The organism is Arthrobacter zhaoguopingii (genome assembly GCF_009828595.1).
GTDB lineage: Bacteria > Actinomycetota > Actinomycetes > Actinomycetales > Micrococcaceae > Arthrobacter_D > Arthrobacter_D zhaoguopingii.
Genome location: NZ_WPNY01000002.1, coordinates 123,644 through 140,348 on the forward strand (window position 1 = coordinate 123,644; position 16,705 = coordinate 140,348).

Below are 16,705 nucleotides of genomic sequence, written 5' to 3' on the forward strand. Positions count from 1 at the left end.
TTACCACTCCATGGATTCCCAGCGCCCTGTCCTGTACCGCAACGGCTCCGTCTACAGCCCAGCCGACCCTTTCGCCACCGCCATGCTCGTTGACGGCGGCACGGTCGCCTGGATCGGCGGTGAGCATGCCGCGGAGAACCTCGGCGGGCCCGGGGTCCGCACCGTCGACCTCGACGGTGCCCTCGTCGCCCCGGGCTTCGTCGACTCCCACTTCCATACCACCGAGACCGGCCTGGGGCTCGCCTCGATCGACCTGTCCACCTGCACCAGCCTGGCGGACCTGCTCGAGCGCGTCCGTGCCGCGGCCGCGGCCCACGAGGGTCCGGTGTTCGGCCATGGCTGGGACGAGTCCCGGTGGCCCGAGCGGCGCGTGCCCACGGCCGGCGAGCTGGATTCCGCCTCGGGCGGGCGCTCTGTCTACCTCACCCGGGCGGATGTGCATTCGGCTGTCGTGTCCGGGACCCTGGCGGCCTCGTTGGGCCTAGCCGGCCTCGACGGCTGGAACGACGGCTTCCTGGTGCGCGCCGCCCACACCGCGGCCCGGCTCGCCACCCGCGCCCTGACCCCCACCGACCGCGCCGCCCTGCAGCGCGCAGCCCTTGCCCACGCCGCCTCCTTCGGCATCGTCGCCGTCGTGGAAATGGCCGCACCGCATATCTCCCCCCGGGAGGACCTCGAGGGCCTGCTCGCCCTCGGCGCGGGGGACGGCGGCACGGACCTGCCCGGGGTGATTCCCTACTGGGCCGAGGCCGTCTCCTCCCCGGAGGAGGTTCGGAGCCTGCTCGCCTCCTTCGACGGCCGCCTGGCGGGGCTCGCGGGTGACCTCAACGTCGACGGCTCGATCGGCTCGCGCACCGCGGCCCTGCGGGATCCCTACAGCGACGACCCCGGAAACCGCGGACACGTCTTCCTCGACGCGCCGGCCGTCGGGGCGCACCTCAGCGCCGCGACCGCCGAAGGGGTGCAGGCCGGCTTCCACGTGATCGGCGACGCCGGGCTCGACGTCGTCCTCGCCGGCCTGGGGGAGGCCGAGCGGAGACTGGGCATCGAGGCGGTGCGCCGCTCCCGCCACCGGCTCGAGCACGTCGAGATGACCGACGACACCGCGATCGCCGCCCTGGTCCACTTCGGGGTGACAGTCAGCGCCCAGCCGGTCTTCGATTCCCTCTGGGGGCACCCGGAGGGGCTGTACGCGCAGCGCCTTGGGGACGAACGCCGGGGCGGCATGAACCGATTCGGGGCCCTGCTGGCGGCCGGGGTGCCGGTCTCCATGGGATCGGACAGCCCCGTCACGCCCCTTGACCCGTGGGCCTCCGTGCGGGCCTGCATCGAACACAGCAATCCCGCCGAGGCGGTTTCGGCGCGGGCGGCCTTCATCGCCCATACCCGGGCAGGCTGGCGGGCAGCCGGTGCGGTGAACCCGATGCTGGGCCAGCTGGCGCCGGGCTCGCCGGCGTCCTTCGCCGTCTGGCGGGTTGACGAACTCATGGTCCAGACACCCGACAACCGGGTGCAGTCCTGGAGCACGGATCCCCGGGCCGGGACCCCGCTGCTGCCGGCGCTGGATACCGAGAATCCGCCGCGCTGCATCGAGACCGTCCACTACGGCCGGACCCTGTTTTCCGAGGACGGTGGAAGCGGCGTCTAGTGGCCCCGGGCCCATCAGTCAAGAGCTGTCCACAAACCGAAAAGGCCTGTTCCCGGACCGCACGCTGACCTGCACGGAAGGACGTTTGTGCAGGTCAGAGGCACATTGACACCTCGCCCCCAGCACGTAAGCTGAGTCTCTACGGGTTGGAGCAACTCCTCGAGGACTGACCTGGCCGGCCACCGGCGCAATCAACCTCCCGTTCGGCTCAACCGCCGCATTGGTGAGGACGGTGACGGCACTCATCAAGAGCAGGCCCGCACGCCATCAGAGAACAGATCCGGTTCACCGTTTCTGGTACGAAGGCGGGCGGGCCTGCTCGATGGAGGGATCCCCGCGCGGCCGCCGCCCGCCGGGCCGTTCGGGTCGGTCGCCTATAATTGCCGTTTGACCTGGCAGGCACCAGCGGTCCCTGCGTCTCCTCCGGAAAGGCCCCACTCGCTTGCGCGTTCTCACCATCATTCCGACCTTCAACGAGATCGAATCCCTCCCGCTGACGCTGGGACGGCTGCGCGAGGCAGTGCCCGCCTCAGACGTGCTGATCGTGGACGACAACAGCCCGGACGGCACCGGAGGGCTCGCGGACGAGGCGGCGGCGGCGGATCCCCAGGTGTTCGTGCTGCACCGCACCGGCAAGGCGGGGCTGGGTGCGGCCTACATCGCCGGGTTCCGCTGGGGCCTCGAACGCGGCTACGACGTCCTGGTCGAAATGGACGCCGACGGCTCCCACCGGCCGGAGCAGCTGCAGAGCCTCCTTGACGCCGTCGACGGCGCCGACCTGGTGATCGGTTCGCGCTGGGTCCCCGGCGGCAGCGTGGTCAACTGGCCGGCGCACCGCAAGCTCCTGTCGCGGGCGGGCAGCACCTACTCGCGCCTCATGCTCGGCCTCTCCGTGCGGGACATCACCGCCGGCTTCCGTGCCTTCCGCCGCGGGACGCTTGAGAAGCTCGACCTGTCGGCAGTTGACTCGGTCGGGTACGGCTTCCAGGTGGACATGACGTTCCGGGTGGCCCGCCTGGGCCTGAAGATCACCGAGGTGCCCATCACCTTCGTGGAGCGGGAACTGGGGGACTCGAAGATGAGCGGCAATATCGTGCTTGAGGCGATCGTCAGCGTCACCCGGTGGGGCCTGGCGGCCCGGTGGCGGAAGCTGACCCGCCGCGACCGCTAAGCCGCCGCCGGGTACAAAAATGCCGGGCACAAAAAATGCCGGTGACCCCACCCGAAGGTGGCGTCACCGGCATCGGCCGGAAGGACCCTGGCGTCAGGCCGAGCGGCGTTCGCCGCGGCGCTCACGCAGGATTGTCAGGCGGTCCTGCAGGATCTGCTCGAGTTCGTCGACGGAGCGGCGCTCAAGGAGCATGTCCCAGTGCGTACGCACCGGCTTGTCGTTAGAGGTGTCGGGGCGCTCCCCGTCCACCAGGAGCGCTTCCTTGCCGGTCTTGGAAACCCACACCGGGGGGATTTCCGCTTCGGCGGCGAACGTCACGAAGACCCGCTCACCGTCCTCGCAGCGGTACTCAACCCGTTGGCGCGGAGCGGGCTCCACGCCCGATTCGGTTTCCATGCTTTGCGCTCCGAGGCGCATGCCGCGCAGGCTGCGATCGCTCATATTTTCTCCTACTCAACGAGTGGCTTCCGGCTGAGCCGGCACCGATCTGCGTGCACCGCGGTCCAGCCGCCGTTGAAGGCAGCACGGGGCCGAGATGGTACGCATACTTTATAACTCCGCATCAAGCGGGAATGTTCCTGCCGGGGACGAGAAATTCCGGCAAACCACCAACTATACCCGGATCCTGCGTCAGGCGTCACGTTTCTGCACATTTTGTTCCGCCGCCTGGCCGTTGGGGGAGTCCGACGTCGTCGTTCCGAGAACGCTGCCAAGCCCCTTCAGCGCGTCACCGATCTCACTGGGGATGATCCACAGCTTGTTCGAGGACCCATCGGCGAGTTTCGGCAGAGTCTGCAGGTACTGGTAGGCGAGCAGCTTCGGCGTCGGGTTGCCCAGATGGATTGCATCGAAGACCTTCTGGATGGCCTGGGCCTCGCCATCGGCGCGCAGGATCGCCGCCTTCGCGTCGCCCTCCGCGGCCAGGATCGCGGCCTGCCGCTGACCTTCCGCGGTGAGGATCGCGGACTGCTTCGTGCCCTCGGCCGTCAGGATCGCAGCACGCCGGTCGCGTTCGGCCCGCATCTGCTTCTCCATCGAATCCTGGATGGAGTGGGGCGGATCGATGGCCTTCAGTTCGACCCGTGAGACCCGGATGCCCCACTTTCCCGTGGCCTCGTCGAGGACGCCGCGCAGCTGGCCATTGATCTGGTCCCGGGAGGTCAGCGCCTGCTCGAGGTTCAGCCCGCCGACGACGTTGCGCAGGGTGGTGGTGGTCAGCTGTTCGACCGCCTGGATGTAGTTGGCGATCTCGTAGGTCGCCGCCCGCGCGTCGGTCACCTGGAAGTACACGACGGTGTCGATGGAGACCACCAGGTTGTCCTCGGTGATCACCGGCTGCGGAGGGAACGAGACGACCTGTTCCCGGAGGTCGAGCAGTGGCAGCAGCCGGTCAACGAATGGAATCAGGATGGTCAGTCCCGGCAGCAGGGTGCGCTGGTACTTGCCGAGACGCTCAACCACCCCCGCCCGGGCCTGCGGGATGATCCGCACCGATTTCACCAGCACTATGAGAACGAATAGGACAAGGACTATCAGGATGATCGTCAGTCCGATGGTCCCGGCGTCGCCGTTCATGGATCCCCTTTGATTGAGTTGACTGCGGGACCGAGGTGACCCCGCTGGAAGTTACAGGTAGTCGGCGTTCGGATCGGGGCTTTCCGCCGCCGGCTCCACGACGGCGGTGGCTCCTTCGATCCGCGCCACCGCGAGCCGCGCACCGGGGGGCACGGAGACCCCGTTCAGGGTGCGGGCGGACCAGGTGTCTCCGCCGATCTTGACGGTTCCGGACGAGGAGGTGACGGTCTCGAGGGCGAGCGCCGGTTCACCGATGAGGCGCTCGATGTTGGAACGCTGGTCGCCGGTGGCTCCCCGAAGGTGCCTCAGGGCGATGGGGCGGACCAGCAGGACCATCATCAACGCCACGACGCAGAACGCCAGACCCTGCAGGAAGAAGGAACCGGTCACGAAGGAGGCGATCAGGGCTGCGAGCGCCCCGACCGACAGCATGAGGAAAAGCAGGTCGAGCGTGAGCGTCTCGACCGCAGCGAGACCGAGGAACAGGACGAGCCAGAGAATCCACGGGTTCTCCACCAGCCAACCAAACATCGTTTCCCCTCCCGGAACGGCGGGCAGATCCGGCGGCACGGCTGCTGTCGGATGTGCTGCTCATTGTGCCAAAGTGGCCGGGCAATACCTAGGCCCGGAGCCCCTCGCGGCGCGGTCGTTATCGATTTGAGTGTGTTGGGAGCCGCGGTGGGACACTTGAGCGTGCTCTTCCGCCTCCTCACCTCGCCAAACCTGCTGCTGCGCCACCTCCGGCTTTACCTCGGATTGTTCCTGTACGGCGCCTCGATTGCGCTGATGGTCCGCGCGAACCTCGGCGCCTCGCCCTGGGATGTCTTCGGGCAGGGACTCGCACGGAGCACGGGCCTGAGTTTCGGCATCGCGACAGTGGTCATCAGCATTGGGGTGCTGCTGCTGTGGATTCCCATCCGGCAGCGTCCCGGCTGGGGAACGATCGCCAATACGATTCTCGTCGGCCTTGCCGCGGACGTCGTCCTCAGGCTGCTCGCCGCTCCCGACCACCTTCTCCTTCAGGGGCTCATGTTCACGGCCGGCCTGCTGCTGCTCGCCGTCGCGACGGCGCTGTATATCGGCGCAGGCATGGGGCCCGGCCCCCGGGACGGCCTGATGACCGGCCTGGTCCGGCTGACGGGCTGGCCCGTGTGGACGGTCCGGGGATCGATCGAACTCACGGTCGTCGTCGTGGGCTTCCTGCTGGGCGGCGTCGTGGGGCTCGGCACCGTCATCTTCGCGCTGGCCATCGGCCCCCTCGTCCAGCAGGCCCTGCGGGCGCTTCATGTTCCGCTCCGCGGCAGCTCCGACGGGAAGGCCTAGCGGGCCGGACCCCGGGCTCCCGCGGCCGCTCAGGAGTGCCGGAACGCCTGAACGGTGAAGCGGGCGGTCACCGGGACCTCCCCGTCCAGGCCCTCGACAAGGGCCGCAAGCTGCGGGGGCTCAAGGTGCCGCGCCGCCGGGCCCATGGCGGCCACGTCCGCGAGCCCCTCCGGGGACAGCCGCATCTCGTGGACGACCTCCCGGCGCTCCACCTCGGTCAAGCGCCCGTCCAGGGACCCGGCGAGGTCCTGGGCCTTATCGGCCGGGACCTCGAGCATCGGGACCAGCCGGGCGGCTTCGCCCAGGTGTCCCGGCAGCGGCGTCGCCACCACCAGCAGCCCTCCCGGGGAGAGCACGCGCACGAACTCCTCGACATTGCGGGGTGCGAAGACATTGAGGAGCAGGTCCGCGCTGCCTGTGGACAGGGGGAGCGGCCGCCACAGGTCCCATACGAGCGCGATGCCGCCGTGCAGCTCGCGGGCGGCCCTGCGCAGCGCGAACTTCGAGATGTCGAGTGCGACCGTCAGCGCCCCGGGGAAGCGGTCGGCCAGGCCGCGCAGGTAGTAGCCGGTCCCGGCCCCGGCGTCCACGATCACTCCCGGTGCGGGCGCGTGCCGCTGCGCCGCATCGGCGATCGCATCCCTCAGGGGCGTGTAGTGTCCAGCGGCGAGGAACCTCGCCCGCGCCTCGACCATCGCGGCGCTGTCGGCCTCGAACGGCGTTCCCCGGCCCGTCAGCAGGTTGACATAGCCCTGCCGGGCGGCGTCGAACCGGTGCCCGGAAGCGCAGGCAAGGCCGCGCCCATCCGGACGGAGGAAGGAACCGCACACGGGGCACAGGAGCAGGGTCTCGGGCGCGGCGGGCATCCCACCATCCTAGGCGGAGCGGACTTCGACGCATTAGTCTCGGGTGGATGGAACCTGATCAGCTGAACCTCCTTCACTCCGTCGGCACCCCGACGCTTCACCCCGACGGCGGACGGGCGGTGTTCGCCGTGACCCGCCCGGACTTCGACGCCGACGCCTATGTGGGCCAGCTGTGGGAACTCCAGACGGACTCGGGCTCGCACCGGCGCCTCAGCCGCGGCTTCCGCGACACCGCCCCCCAGTTCTCTCCGGACGGCTCGCTGCTGGGCTTCCTGCGGTCGCATCCCGGCGATAAGCCGCAGCTGCACCTCATGGACGCCCGCGGCGGTGAGCCGGTGCAGGTCACCGACCAGCCCCTCGGCGTCGAGGACTTCCGCTTCGCCCCGGATTCGCGGTCGATCGTGTTCGTCGCCCGCGTGCCCGAGGCCGGCCGCTACGGCACCGTCGAGGGAGTCGGCGCCCCGGCCGAGGACCCGCGTCGGATCACCACCTTCCAGTACCGCGCCAACGGGCTCGGCTACACGGCGGACAAGAGGGCCCAGCTCTTCCTGGTGGATGTCCCGAGCCTCGAGGCGGAACCCTTCATCGAGCCCGCGGGCCGGGCCGCAAAGGACATCGGCGCGGACCGTCCCGGCCCTCTGCCCGAGCCCGTCCAGCTCACCTCGGACGCAGCGGATCACAACAGCCCGCGGTTCACCTCCGACGGCGGCCGGATCCTGTTCACCGCCGCCCTCAGCCCGGACGCCGATTCGACCCTGGCCAGCGAGGTGTACGCGGTCCGCCGCGACGGCACCGGCAGGGAGCAGCTCTCGGGGCTCTCCGCGGCCCAGCGGCTCGACTGCGCGGCGCCGGTCCAGAGCAGGGACGGCCGGTGGCTCTTCTACCTCGCCGGTGAGCTCTCCGCCACCGGCCTGGACTTCGTGGCGCGCAATACCGGACTGTATGCGGCGCCGATGGACTCACCGGGGGAGGCCCGCCGGCTGACCGACGCCGAGACCGTTGACCTTGGGGAAGTCCTCGAGGTGGTCCCGCACGGGGACTCCTCGGTCCTGGTGATTCACCGCACCCGCGGCGCCTGCGGGCTGCTTGAGGTCGGGGCGGAAGGCACGGCCTCCACCCTCGTCGACGGACCGGTCGTGGTAACGGGAGCTGCCTCCGCCGCCGGCCGAGCCCTCGTGAGCTACACGGGCCCCGGCACGGCCGGCGACGCGGCGCTGGTGGGCCCAGAGGGGCTGGAACCCCTCACCGATTTCTCCGCGGAGCTGCGCGGTGCCACGACGGTTCTACCCGCCGTCGAGGAGACTTTTCCGGCGCCCGATGGGACCCAGGTGCACGGCTGGGTGATCCTGCCCGAGGGGGAGGGTCCCCACCCGGTGCTGCTGAACATCCACGGGGGCCCCTTCTCGCAGTACGGGTGGGGCTACTTCGATGAGGCGCAGGTGTACGCCCGCGCAGGTTACGCGGTGCTGATGTGCAACCCGCGCGGGTCGGCCGGATACGGACAGGAGCACGGGCGGGTCATCAAGGAGGCGATGGGGACCCTCGACCTCCAGGACGTCCTGGCCTTCCTCGAGGGCGCCCTCGGCAAGTACGCCGCGATCGACGGCAACCGGGTCGGGATTATGGGTGGCTCCTATGGCGGCTACCTCACCGCCTGGACCATCTCCCAGGACCACCGGTTCACCGCCGCCATCGTGGAGCGGGGCTACCTCGACCCGCCCTCGTTCATCGGCTCCTCGGACATCGGCTGGTTCTTCTCAGACGAGTACACGGGAACCGACCCCGAGAAGGTGCGGGGCCAGAATCCCTTCGCCCAGATCGGTTCGGTGGACACCCCAACCTTCGTCATCCATTCCGAGGAGGACCTGCGGTGCCCGCTCGAGCAGGCCCAGCGCTACTACACGGCGCTCAAGAAACAGGGTGTACGGACCGAACTCCTCCTGTTTCCGGGGGAGAACCACGAACTCTCCCGCTCCGGCACCCCCTGGCACCGCCGCCAGCGCTTCGAGCACATCCTCAGGTGGTGGGCGGACTGGCTCCCCAGCGGGCGGAACCAGCCGGCGGACTCAAGCCCGGAGCGGTAGGCCGGCGGGAGCAGCCGCCGGGGCCTAGAATCCGAGGCCCCGGCGGGCCTCTTCCACCGACGGATGAGCCCAGCGGCGTGTGTACTCGAGGTTGTCGGCGAGGGAGCGGGTCTCGGCCCGGTCCAGGTACAGGATGCCGTTGAGGTGGTCCGTCTCGTGCTGCACGATGCGCGCCGGCCAGCCGCTCAGGCGGGTCGTCACGCCGCGGCCGTCCGGCGTGGTGTACTCCAGCGACACCTCCCGGTGCCGCTCCACCACGGCCTGGTAGCCGGGGACCGACAGGCACCCCTCGTAGAAGGATGCGGTGGCCGGCCCTGCCGCCGAATAGCGGGGGTTGATCATGGCGAAGAACGGCAGGGGAGTGCGGCCGCGTTCAATGGCGACGGCGTCGTCCTCCACCCCCTTGTCCTCCACGACGGCGATGCTGAGGGGGATGCCCAACTGCGGAGCGGCGAGCCCCACGCCGGGAGCGTGATGCATCACCCGGCGCATCAGGGTGATCAGGGCCGCGAGGTCCGCATCGCCCAGCTGGCCGTCGAATGCCTGCGCCCGCATCCGCAGCACAGGGTGCCCGGCCCGGACGATCGGCGGCAGCTCCTGACCCAGGATCGAGTGCACCAGGTCGTGGAGCTGGGACGGGGAGTAGCTGGCAGCGTGCGCGGACGGAGTCTCCATGGACTCATCGTACGAGGAACTCACCCAGGGAGCTCCGGCCCAGCACCGCTCGGACCCGTCCGCGCCGGCTCCGGGAAGACACCGGGGCGGAGTCCGGACAGGACGCCCTGCAGGTCCGCGACGACGGCCTCGAGTGCTCTTCCGGCGTCAATCACCGGGTGCCCGCCCGCCCCAGCCTGGGCGAGGTACGCCGTGCGGTACGCCTGCAGTTCGTCAAGGTTTTCGATGTCCGTGCCGCGCGCCGTGATGCGCAGCTGGGCCTGTTCTGCGGGCAGGTCGAGGAGCACGACGGCGCCGGGCCGGGGCAGCAGCCTCAGTGCGGCCGGCAGGAGGACGCCGCGGCGCAGGCCCCGGGCGGCCCTGAGGGCGAGCTGGCAGTGAAGGTGCCGGTCCATAATCACCAGGCCGTCGAAGCGTGCGGCTTTCGCCGAGTTCACCAGCACGTTAATCAGGCGCACCAGCGTCTCGGCGGTGTCCATCAGCCAGGCCGGCGGCTGGAGGCCGACCCGCCGGGCCCACCGGGTGAAGGTCTTCCGCCCTGAATAGTTGCCCAGCACCAGGACGTCGGTGCCCGGCGGCACGTGGGCGGCCAGGGCGTGCGCTGCCGTCGTTTTTCCCGCGCCGTCGATGCCGATCAGCACCAGGATCATGGGGGGTCCTTTCAGGGACGCGCGGGCCGGGGTGGCGAGCCGGGCGTCCCGGATTCTCCGCGGTGTCTCATCATAGGATGCGCCAGGAAGCTGTGCCCGTGCTGAGTACATCCCCGTGATGCCCTCCCAACGTCGGCCCTCCCGGAGTTGAGGACGTCCGTGCCGCCGGCGGCCGGGCGTGTGCCGCCGTCCCTGTTCACCAGAGTCCCTGCCGCCCAGGTCCCGTCGAGGAAGCCGAGCACCCGGCAGGTGAGCAGCGCGGTTGCGCCGGCGTCGTAGGACGGCAGTGAACTGTCAGCGAAGAGGTGCTCCCGGCCGGGATAGAGGAAAAGGCCGGCGTCGACCACTTCGCTGGCGAGTGCCCGGGCGGCGTCGAGATCACCCTCGCCGGCGAAGAACGGGTCCTGCTCCATGGCGTAGACCTGGACCGGCAGCCCGAACGATCCGCCACTATAGGCCGGCGTCTTCCCGCCGGGCAGGGCCCCCCGGTGTGGGCGCCGCGGTTGCTGCCCCTAGGCAGCTGGCTGCCGTGCGCGGGCCCTGCGGAACAGGGTGCTCGCGGCAGCGATGGCGGCGATGAGGAGGGCTGTGCTGACCAGCTGGGTGCGGCTCGTTTCGGCACTCAGCCCCACGGCGAAGATCGCGCCCAGGATGATCAGGGCGAAGCCGGTGAGCCAGGGGAACCCTTTCATCCGCACCGGCAGGGGTGTACCGGCGCGGTCCGCCCGCCGCCGAAGGATGATCTGCGACACGAGGGCTGAACCCCAGACCACAAGGCAGGTGGAACCCAGGAGCTGGAAAAGGGCGGGCAGGATGCGTTCCGGGAACAGCAGTTCAAGGACGGTCGCGGCGAAGCCGAAGACCACCGAGACAGTCACCGCCCGCCGCGGCACCCGGGCGGGGCTCAGATGCTGAATGTACTTCGGTGCCTGCTCGCGCTCCGCCAGCGAGTAGATCATGCGCGAGGCGCCGTAAAGGTTGGCGTTCAGGGCCGAGAGCAGCGCCAGGACCGCGACGATGGTGATGGCGGTGCCCGCTCCCGGGATCCGCGCAGCATCGAGCACCCCGTTGAACGGCGAGGCCAGCGCCGGTGAGGTAGCGGGCAGCACGAGGATGATCACCAGGACGGAACCGACATAGAACACGAGAATGCGCCAGACAACGGCCCGCACGGCCCGGCCGATGCTCCGCGAGGGGTTTTCGGTCTCGGCTGCGGCGACGCTGACGATCTCCGTGCCGCCGAAGGCGAAGATGACGATGAACAGAGCCGTCGCGACGCCCTCTAGCCCGGCGGGGGCGAAGTCGGTGGTGAGGTTGGACAGTCCCGGTGACCGGACTCCGGGAAGGAGGTTCAGGACGAGCGCGGCGCCGATTGCGAGAAAGACGACAATCGCCGCGACCTTGAAGATCGCGAACCAGTATTCGAACCCTCCGAAGTTGCGCACGCCGGTGAGGTTGATGGCCGTGAAGAGGATCATGAAGATCAGGGCCAGCGCCCAGACCGGCAGGACCGGCCAGATCGTCGAGAGCAGGGCGGCCGCGCCCAGGGCCTCGGCTGCGATCACCACCACGAGCTGGAACCACCACAGCCAGCCGATGGTTGACCCTACGGTCGGGCCCATCGCCTTCTCCGCATAGACGGAGAAGGCACCCCTGCTGGGGTGGGCGGCGGCCATCTCACCCAGCGCCCACATCACCAGGATGATCAGGGTGCCGGCCACGAGGTAGGAAATCAGGACGGCGGGGCCGGCGGCCTGGACTCCGGCACCGGACCCGAGGAAGAGTCCCGCGCCGATGGCGCTTCCGAGCCCCATCATGGTCAGCTGCCGTTGCTTCATGAGCCGTGTCGCCCGAAGTGGTTGACGGTTCGCTGCTTCTTCTGGGGCGGTGGACATCATTCCTTTGTATCCGACCTGCGGTGCCAGCGGCACATCGGGGGCGTATATGTCAGCTATGTCACCGGGTAAAGCGCCGAACCGGGCCGGGAGGTCGGCCCGGGGTCCGGCCGGACAGAGATGTCGGCACTTGCCAGCGGCCGGTGGTGGCGGTAGCAAGGAGGAAAGCACGGTGCCGCGGGCCCGGCTGTCGGCATGCGATCCGGTCGCCGTTGCCGCTGACACCCCGCAGGGACCAAGGGCGTTGCGGTTTCTGAGGGTGCAATGTCGAATGGGGAGGAGGATGGCATGGAGGACCTGGCAGCCACGGGCGTACCGCGGTGGAGACCTCGGGTCCTGCTGGCCTGGCTTTCCGGTCCGATGGCCGTGGCGGCCGGCCTCGCGGCACACGTCGCCTCCGGCGGCCTCATGCCGGCGCTGGCTCTGCTCCTTACCCTCACGGCCCTGCTGGGCCTTGCGGCGTCGATGCTTGCGCGGCTCCGGCTGCCCGGGTGGTCGATCCTGGTGCTGTGCGGGCTGGTCCAGCAGCTCCTGCACTTCGCCTTCAGCGCGTTCGTTGGCGGAACGGCCGACGTCGTGCCCGCCCACGGTCACGGTGCCGCAGGGGTTTCTGGTCCGTCCACTGCCTCAGCTGTGCCGGGGCAGGACCTGCACTCGATGCTGTATGCGCACGCGGCGGCGGCCCTCCTGTCGGCGTTGATCGCGGCCCGCGGGACCGCGATGCTGTCCTGGGTCTGTACAGACGTCCGCCGGCTCCGGCGTCCCGGTCACCCAGGCCAGGACGGGCGGCCCCCGTTGCCGCCGCGCTTCGAACCAGGGAGGGCCGGACCACCCACGGCGGAATCAGGAGAGGCTCGACCACGGAAGACCGGACCGGCGGCACCGCACGGGGTCGAGTAAGGGGCGAGCGGTTTGCCTCCTGCCGCCTGCCGCCGACCGGCCGAGCCGGCGGCGAACCGGCCGACCCACCCGCCGGGCAGGGCTGTTCCCCGCCTGTTCGGCCGGGGTAGTCTCGGGTGGATGGCCCGGCGGCCCGGTTCAGGCGATCGGCCGGCGGCAGGGCCCGAGTCTTCTCGTCCGCCCGACGGAAGCCCCATTTTTGACAGGCATCCCGCTCGTGCAGGCCGCCCGAGGCCCCGCAGACAGGAATCGGAAGCTGCTGCCGCCGGGCAGCCCGGGAAAGGAAACCATGCGCGCAACGCTGATGTACGGAGCCGGAGATGTCCGGGTGGAGAATGTTCCCGACGCGAGCCTGGAGAGGAGCACCGACGCCGTCGTCCGCGTGCTGGTGTCGTGTATCTGCGGCAGCGACCTCTGGCCGTACGGCTCGATGAAGCCCAACCCGGCCGGCTCACGGATGGGGCACGAGTTCATCGGCGTCGTTGAAGACATCGGCCGCGATGTTGGCTCGGTCAAGCGCGGGGATGTGGTGATCGCACCGTTTGTATGGTCGGACGGCACCTGCGACTTCTGCCGGGCGGGCCTGCAGACGTCCTGCCGGCACGGAGGCAACTGGGGCAATCCCGACGCCGGCCAGGGGGAGGCGGCCCGGATTCCCCAGGCCGACGGAACCCTCGTGAAGGTGCCGGTCCCGGAGGACTCGGACCTCCTCCCGGCGCTCCTGACGCTTTCGGACGTGATGTGCACCGGCCACCACAGCGCGGTGACGGCGAAGGTCGGGCAGGGATCCACAGTGACCGTCATCGGCGATGGAGCCGTGGGGCTGTCGGCGGTCATTGCGGCGAAGCGGCTCGGTGCGGAGCAGATCATCCTGATGGGCCGCCACCAGGCGCGGACGGACCTGGGAAGGGATTTCGGAGCCACCGAGGTTGTATCCGAACGGGGCGAGGCGGGAGCCGCGCGGGTGAAGGAATTGACTGGGGGAGACGGCACCCACGCCGTCCTCGAGTGCGTCGGCACCCTGCCGGCCATCGAGACGGCCTTTGCCGCGGTGCGCGACGGCGGCTTCGTCAGCAGGGTCGGGGTGCCCCAGTACACCGAGGTACCGATGCCGTCCGTCTTCATGCGGAACGTCTCCCTGACCGGCGGCGTGGCACCGGCGCGGGCCTACATCGAGGAGCTTCTTCAAGAGGTGCTCGACGGCGGGATCCAGCCCGGCCGTGTGTTCGACCGGACCGTGAATCTTGACGACATCGCCGAGGGTTACCGGGCCATGGCGGAGCGGAAGGCGCTCAAGGTGCTCGTCCGCCCCTGACCCCGCGCATCGATGGCGGAGGAGACCCGCCCGGGACCCGGCCCCGCAGTGCCTGCCGGCGCCGGACCACGTCATCAAGCTGGTTAGATTGACCCTGACGACGCCGGAGACCATTCCGAAGCCCGCTTCACAGACGGAGAGTCACCATGAGCATGGCCAGTACCGACACGCAGCCGCTCCACAAAGCCGACCGCCACGACGTGATCCGCGTACAGGGCGCGCGGGAGAACAACCTCAAGGATCTCAGCATCGAAATCCCGAAGCGCCGGCTGACGGTGTTCACGGGTGTTTCCGGCTCGGGCAAGAGCTCCCTGGTGTTCGGCACCATCGCGGCGGAGTCCCAGCGCATGATCAATGAGACCTACAGCGCCTTCGTTCAGGGTTTCATGCCGACCCTCGCCCGGCCCGAGGTCGACGTGCTCGACGGACTGACCACCGCCATCATCGTCGACCAGGAGCGGATGGGCGCCAATCCACGCTCCACCGTCGGGACGGCCACCGACGTCAATGCGATGCTGCGCATTGTCTTCAGCCGCCTTGGTCAGCCGCACATCGGGTCGCCGCAGGCATTCTCCTTCAATGTCGCCTCGATCAGCGGATCGGGCGCCGTGACGCTCGAGCGCGGTGGAACGACCACGAAGGAGCGCCGCAGCTTCAGTGTCACCGGCGGCATGTGCCCGCGCTGCGAGGGAATGGGATCGGTCACCGACTTCGACCTGGCCCAGCTCTATGACGACAGCAAGTCGCTCAGCGAGGGCGCACTGACCATCCCGGGGTACAGCGTGGACGGGTGGTACGGCCGCATCTTCAGCAGTTCCGGTTTCTTCGACGCGGACAAGCCGATCCGAAAGTTCACAAAGCAGGAACTTCACGACCTGCTTTACAAGGAGCCGACCAAGATCAAGGTCGACAGCATCAACCTCACGTATGAGGGCCTGATCCCGAAGATCCAGAAATCCCTGCTCGCCAAGGACCGGGAGGCCATGCAGCCGCACATCCGGGCCTTCGTGGACCGGGCAGTGACCTTTACCACCTGCCCCGAATGCGACGGCACCCGGCTCAGCGAGGCCGCCCGGTCATCCAAGATTCGGGGGATCAGCATCGCCGACGCCTGCGCCCTGCAGATCAGCGACCTCGCTGAATGGGTGCGCAGCCTGGACGAACCGTCCGTGGCACCGCTGCTGACGGCCCTGGGGGAGACCCTCGACTCGTTCGTCGAGATCGGCCTCGGGTACCTCAGCCTCGACCGGTCGACCGGGACGCTTTCCGGAGGCGAGTCGCAGCGGACCAAGATGATCCGCCACCTCGGGTCCTCGCTCACGGACGTCACCTATGTGTTCGACGAGCCCACGATCGGACTCCACCCGCATGACATCGAGCGCATGAACGCCCTTCTGCTGCGCCTGCGCGACAAGGGAAACACCGTGCTGGTGGTTGAGCACAAGCCGGAGGCAATCGTCATTGCCGACCACGTGGTCGACCTCGGCCCTGGTGCCGGCACCGCGGGCGGCAATGTCTGCTTCGAGGGCACGGTGGAGGAGCTGCGGGCCAGCGACACGCTCACCGGCCGCCACTTCGACGACCGGGCCGCCCTCAAGGAGTCGGTCCGGACGGCCAACGGGGCGCTGGAGGTCCGGGGCGCAACCGCGCACAACCTGCGTAAGGTCGACGTCGACATTCCGCTGGGGGTCCTCGTCGTCGTCACCGGGGTCGCCGGCTCCGGCAAGAGTTCCCTGATCGCCGGGTCGGTGTCCGGGCGGGACGGGGTGGTCTCCGTGGATCAGGCGGCCATCCGGGGCTCACGGCGCAGCAACCCCGCAACCTACACCGGGCTGCTCGAGCCCATCCGCAAGGCCTTCGCCAAGGCCAACGGGGTCAAGCCGGCCCTGTTCAGCGCGAATTCCGAGGGGGCCTGCCCGACCTGCAACGGCGCCGGCGTCATCTACACCGACCTGGCGATGATGGCCGGGGTCGCCACCACCTGCGAGGAATGCGACGGCAAGCGGTTCCAGGCGTCGGTGCTCGAATACCACCTTGGTGGGAAGAACATCAGCGAGGTGCTGGCCATGCCGGTGAGCGAGGCCGAAGAATTCTTCGGTGCGGGGGAGGCGCGCACGCCCGCGGCGCACGCAATCCTTGCCCGGCTCGCCGACGTCGGTCTGGGCTACCTCAGCCTGGGCCAGCCGCTCACCACGCTGTCGGGCGGCGAGCGGCAGCGGCTCAAGCTGGCCACCCAGATGGCGGACAAGGGCGGGATCTACGTCCTCGACGAACCAACCTCCGGTCTGCACCTGGCCGACGTCGAGAACCTGCTGGGCCTGCTGGACCGGCTCGTTGACTCCGGCAAGTCGGTCATCGTCATCGAGCATCACCAGGCGGTCATGGCCCACGCCGACTGGATCATCGACCTTGGCCCTGGCGCCGGGCACGACGGCGGCCGGATCGTCTTCGAGGGCACGCCGGCCGACCTTGTCGCACAGCGCTCAACGCTCACCGGCGAGCATCTGGCGGCGTACGTCGGGGCGTGATTGACGGACGATGGGTGCATGCCCGGCGCGGTATGCTCCCGAGCAAAGCGAATTCACCCGGCATGTACGTCGCCT

The 16,705-nt window shown here is 69.3% G+C and carries 15 protein-coding genes; 7 read left to right on the top strand and 8 right to left on the bottom strand.

Annotated features, from left to right (window positions below; all coding sequences use genetic code 11):
- Positions 1 to 10 precede the first annotated feature (10 nt).
- Together GVV86_RS02980 and GVV86_RS02985 are read left to right on the top strand one after the other, a co-directional pair.
- Positions 11 to 1,648, top strand: a complete 1,638-nt coding sequence (locus tag GVV86_RS02980) for an amidohydrolase (protein WP_159616505.1) — start codon at positions 11 to 13, stop codon at positions 1,646 to 1,648.
- A gap of 442 nt (positions 1,649 to 2,090) precedes the next feature.
- The gene (locus tag GVV86_RS02985; protein WP_159616507.1) at positions 2,091 to 2,819 is read left to right on the top strand and encodes a polyprenol monophosphomannose synthase; all 729 of its coding nucleotides are present in this window, start codon (positions 2,091 to 2,093) and stop codon (positions 2,817 to 2,819) included.
- 93 nt (positions 2,820 to 2,912) lie between these two features.
- On the opposite strand, the gene GVV86_RS02990 is transcribed toward GVV86_RS02985, so the two are convergent.
- The 3 genes from GVV86_RS02990 to GVV86_RS03000 form a co-directional block, all read right to left on the bottom strand.
- Positions 2,913 to 3,260, bottom strand: coding sequence for an RNA polymerase-binding protein RbpA (locus GVV86_RS02990; protein ID WP_120168085.1), 348 nt, complete (start codon positions 3,258 to 3,260; stop codon positions 2,913 to 2,915).
- Positions 3,261 to 3,449: 189 nt separating this feature from the next.
- Positions 3,450 to 4,394: an SPFH domain-containing protein gene (locus tag GVV86_RS02995; protein WP_159616509.1), complete on the bottom strand. Its 945-nt coding sequence runs from the start codon at positions 4,392 to 4,394 to the stop codon at positions 3,450 to 3,452.
- A 51-nt stretch (positions 4,395 to 4,445) separates the two neighbouring features.
- On the bottom strand, positions 4,446 to 4,925 hold the full coding sequence (locus GVV86_RS03000) for an NfeD family protein (RefSeq protein WP_159616511.1): 480 nt from the start codon (positions 4,923 to 4,925) through the stop codon (positions 4,446 to 4,448).
- Between the two features lie 147 nt (positions 4,926 to 5,072).
- On the opposite strand from GVV86_RS03000, the gene yczE reads away from it, so the two are divergent.
- Positions 5,073 to 5,717 (top strand): membrane protein YczE, encoded by a 645-nt coding sequence (gene yczE / locus GVV86_RS03005; protein ID WP_246199618.1) that lies wholly within the window; start codon positions 5,073 to 5,075, stop codon positions 5,715 to 5,717.
- Positions 5,718 to 5,746: 29 nt separating this feature from the next.
- Here the strand turns inward: yczE and GVV86_RS18840 are convergent, their stop codons facing one another.
- Positions 5,747 to 6,583, bottom strand: coding sequence for a putative RNA methyltransferase (locus GVV86_RS18840; RefSeq protein ID WP_159801344.1), 837 nt, complete (start codon positions 6,581 to 6,583; stop codon positions 5,747 to 5,749).
- Between the two features lie 47 nt (positions 6,584 to 6,630).
- Here GVV86_RS18840 and GVV86_RS03015 point away from each other — a divergent pair, with 47 nt between their 5' ends.
- Complete coding sequence (locus GVV86_RS03015; RefSeq protein WP_159801346.1) at positions 6,631 to 8,667, top strand: S9 family peptidase; 2,037 nt, start codon at positions 6,631 to 6,633, stop codon at positions 8,665 to 8,667.
- Positions 8,668 to 8,691: 24 nt separating this feature from the next.
- Here the strand turns inward: GVV86_RS03015 and GVV86_RS03020 are convergent, their stop codons facing one another.
- The 4 genes from GVV86_RS03020 to GVV86_RS03035 are packed head-to-tail and all read right to left on the bottom strand — an operon-like array spanning position 8,692 to position 11,830.
- Positions 8,692 to 9,342 carry a peptide deformylase gene (locus GVV86_RS03020; protein ID WP_159616517.1) on the bottom strand — a complete coding sequence of 217 codons (651 nt, stop codon included), beginning with the start codon at positions 9,340 to 9,342 and terminating at the stop codon, positions 8,692 to 8,694.
- Between the two features lie 20 nt (positions 9,343 to 9,362).
- Positions 9,363 to 9,992, bottom strand: a complete 630-nt coding sequence (locus tag GVV86_RS03025) for a nucleoside/nucleotide kinase family protein (protein ID WP_159801348.1) — start codon at positions 9,990 to 9,992, stop codon at positions 9,363 to 9,365.
- Between the two features lie 11 nt (positions 9,993 to 10,003).
- The gene (locus GVV86_RS03030) at positions 10,004 to 10,471 is read right to left on the bottom strand and encodes a dienelactone hydrolase family protein (protein WP_343206282.1); all 468 of its coding nucleotides are present in this window, start codon (positions 10,469 to 10,471) and stop codon (positions 10,004 to 10,006) included.
- Between the two features lie 33 nt (positions 10,472 to 10,504).
- On the bottom strand, positions 10,505 to 11,830 hold the full coding sequence (locus GVV86_RS03035; protein ID WP_246199619.1) for an amino acid permease: 1,326 nt from the start codon (positions 11,828 to 11,830) through the stop codon (positions 10,505 to 10,507).
- A gap of 345 nt (positions 11,831 to 12,175) precedes the next feature.
- Here GVV86_RS03035 and GVV86_RS03040 point away from each other — a divergent pair, with 345 nt between their 5' ends.
- The 3 genes from GVV86_RS03040 to GVV86_RS03050 all read left to right on the top strand — a co-directional run bounded on the left by GVV86_RS03040 (position 12,176) and on the right by GVV86_RS03050 (position 16,630).
- Positions 12,176 to 12,787 carry a hypothetical protein gene (locus GVV86_RS03040; protein ID WP_201291334.1) on the top strand — a complete coding sequence of 204 codons (612 nt, stop codon included), beginning with the start codon at positions 12,176 to 12,178 and terminating at the stop codon, positions 12,785 to 12,787.
- A gap of 289 nt (positions 12,788 to 13,076) precedes the next feature.
- Positions 13,077 to 14,102: a zinc-dependent alcohol dehydrogenase family protein gene (locus tag GVV86_RS03045; RefSeq protein ID WP_159801351.1), complete on the top strand. Its 1,026-nt coding sequence runs from the start codon at positions 13,077 to 13,079 to the stop codon at positions 14,100 to 14,102.
- Positions 14,103 to 14,248: 146 nt separating this feature from the next.
- Positions 14,249 to 16,630, top strand: coding sequence for an ATP-binding cassette domain-containing protein (locus tag GVV86_RS03050; protein WP_159801352.1), 2,382 nt, complete (start codon positions 14,249 to 14,251; stop codon positions 16,628 to 16,630).
- Positions 16,631 to 16,705: the final 75 nt, after the last annotated feature.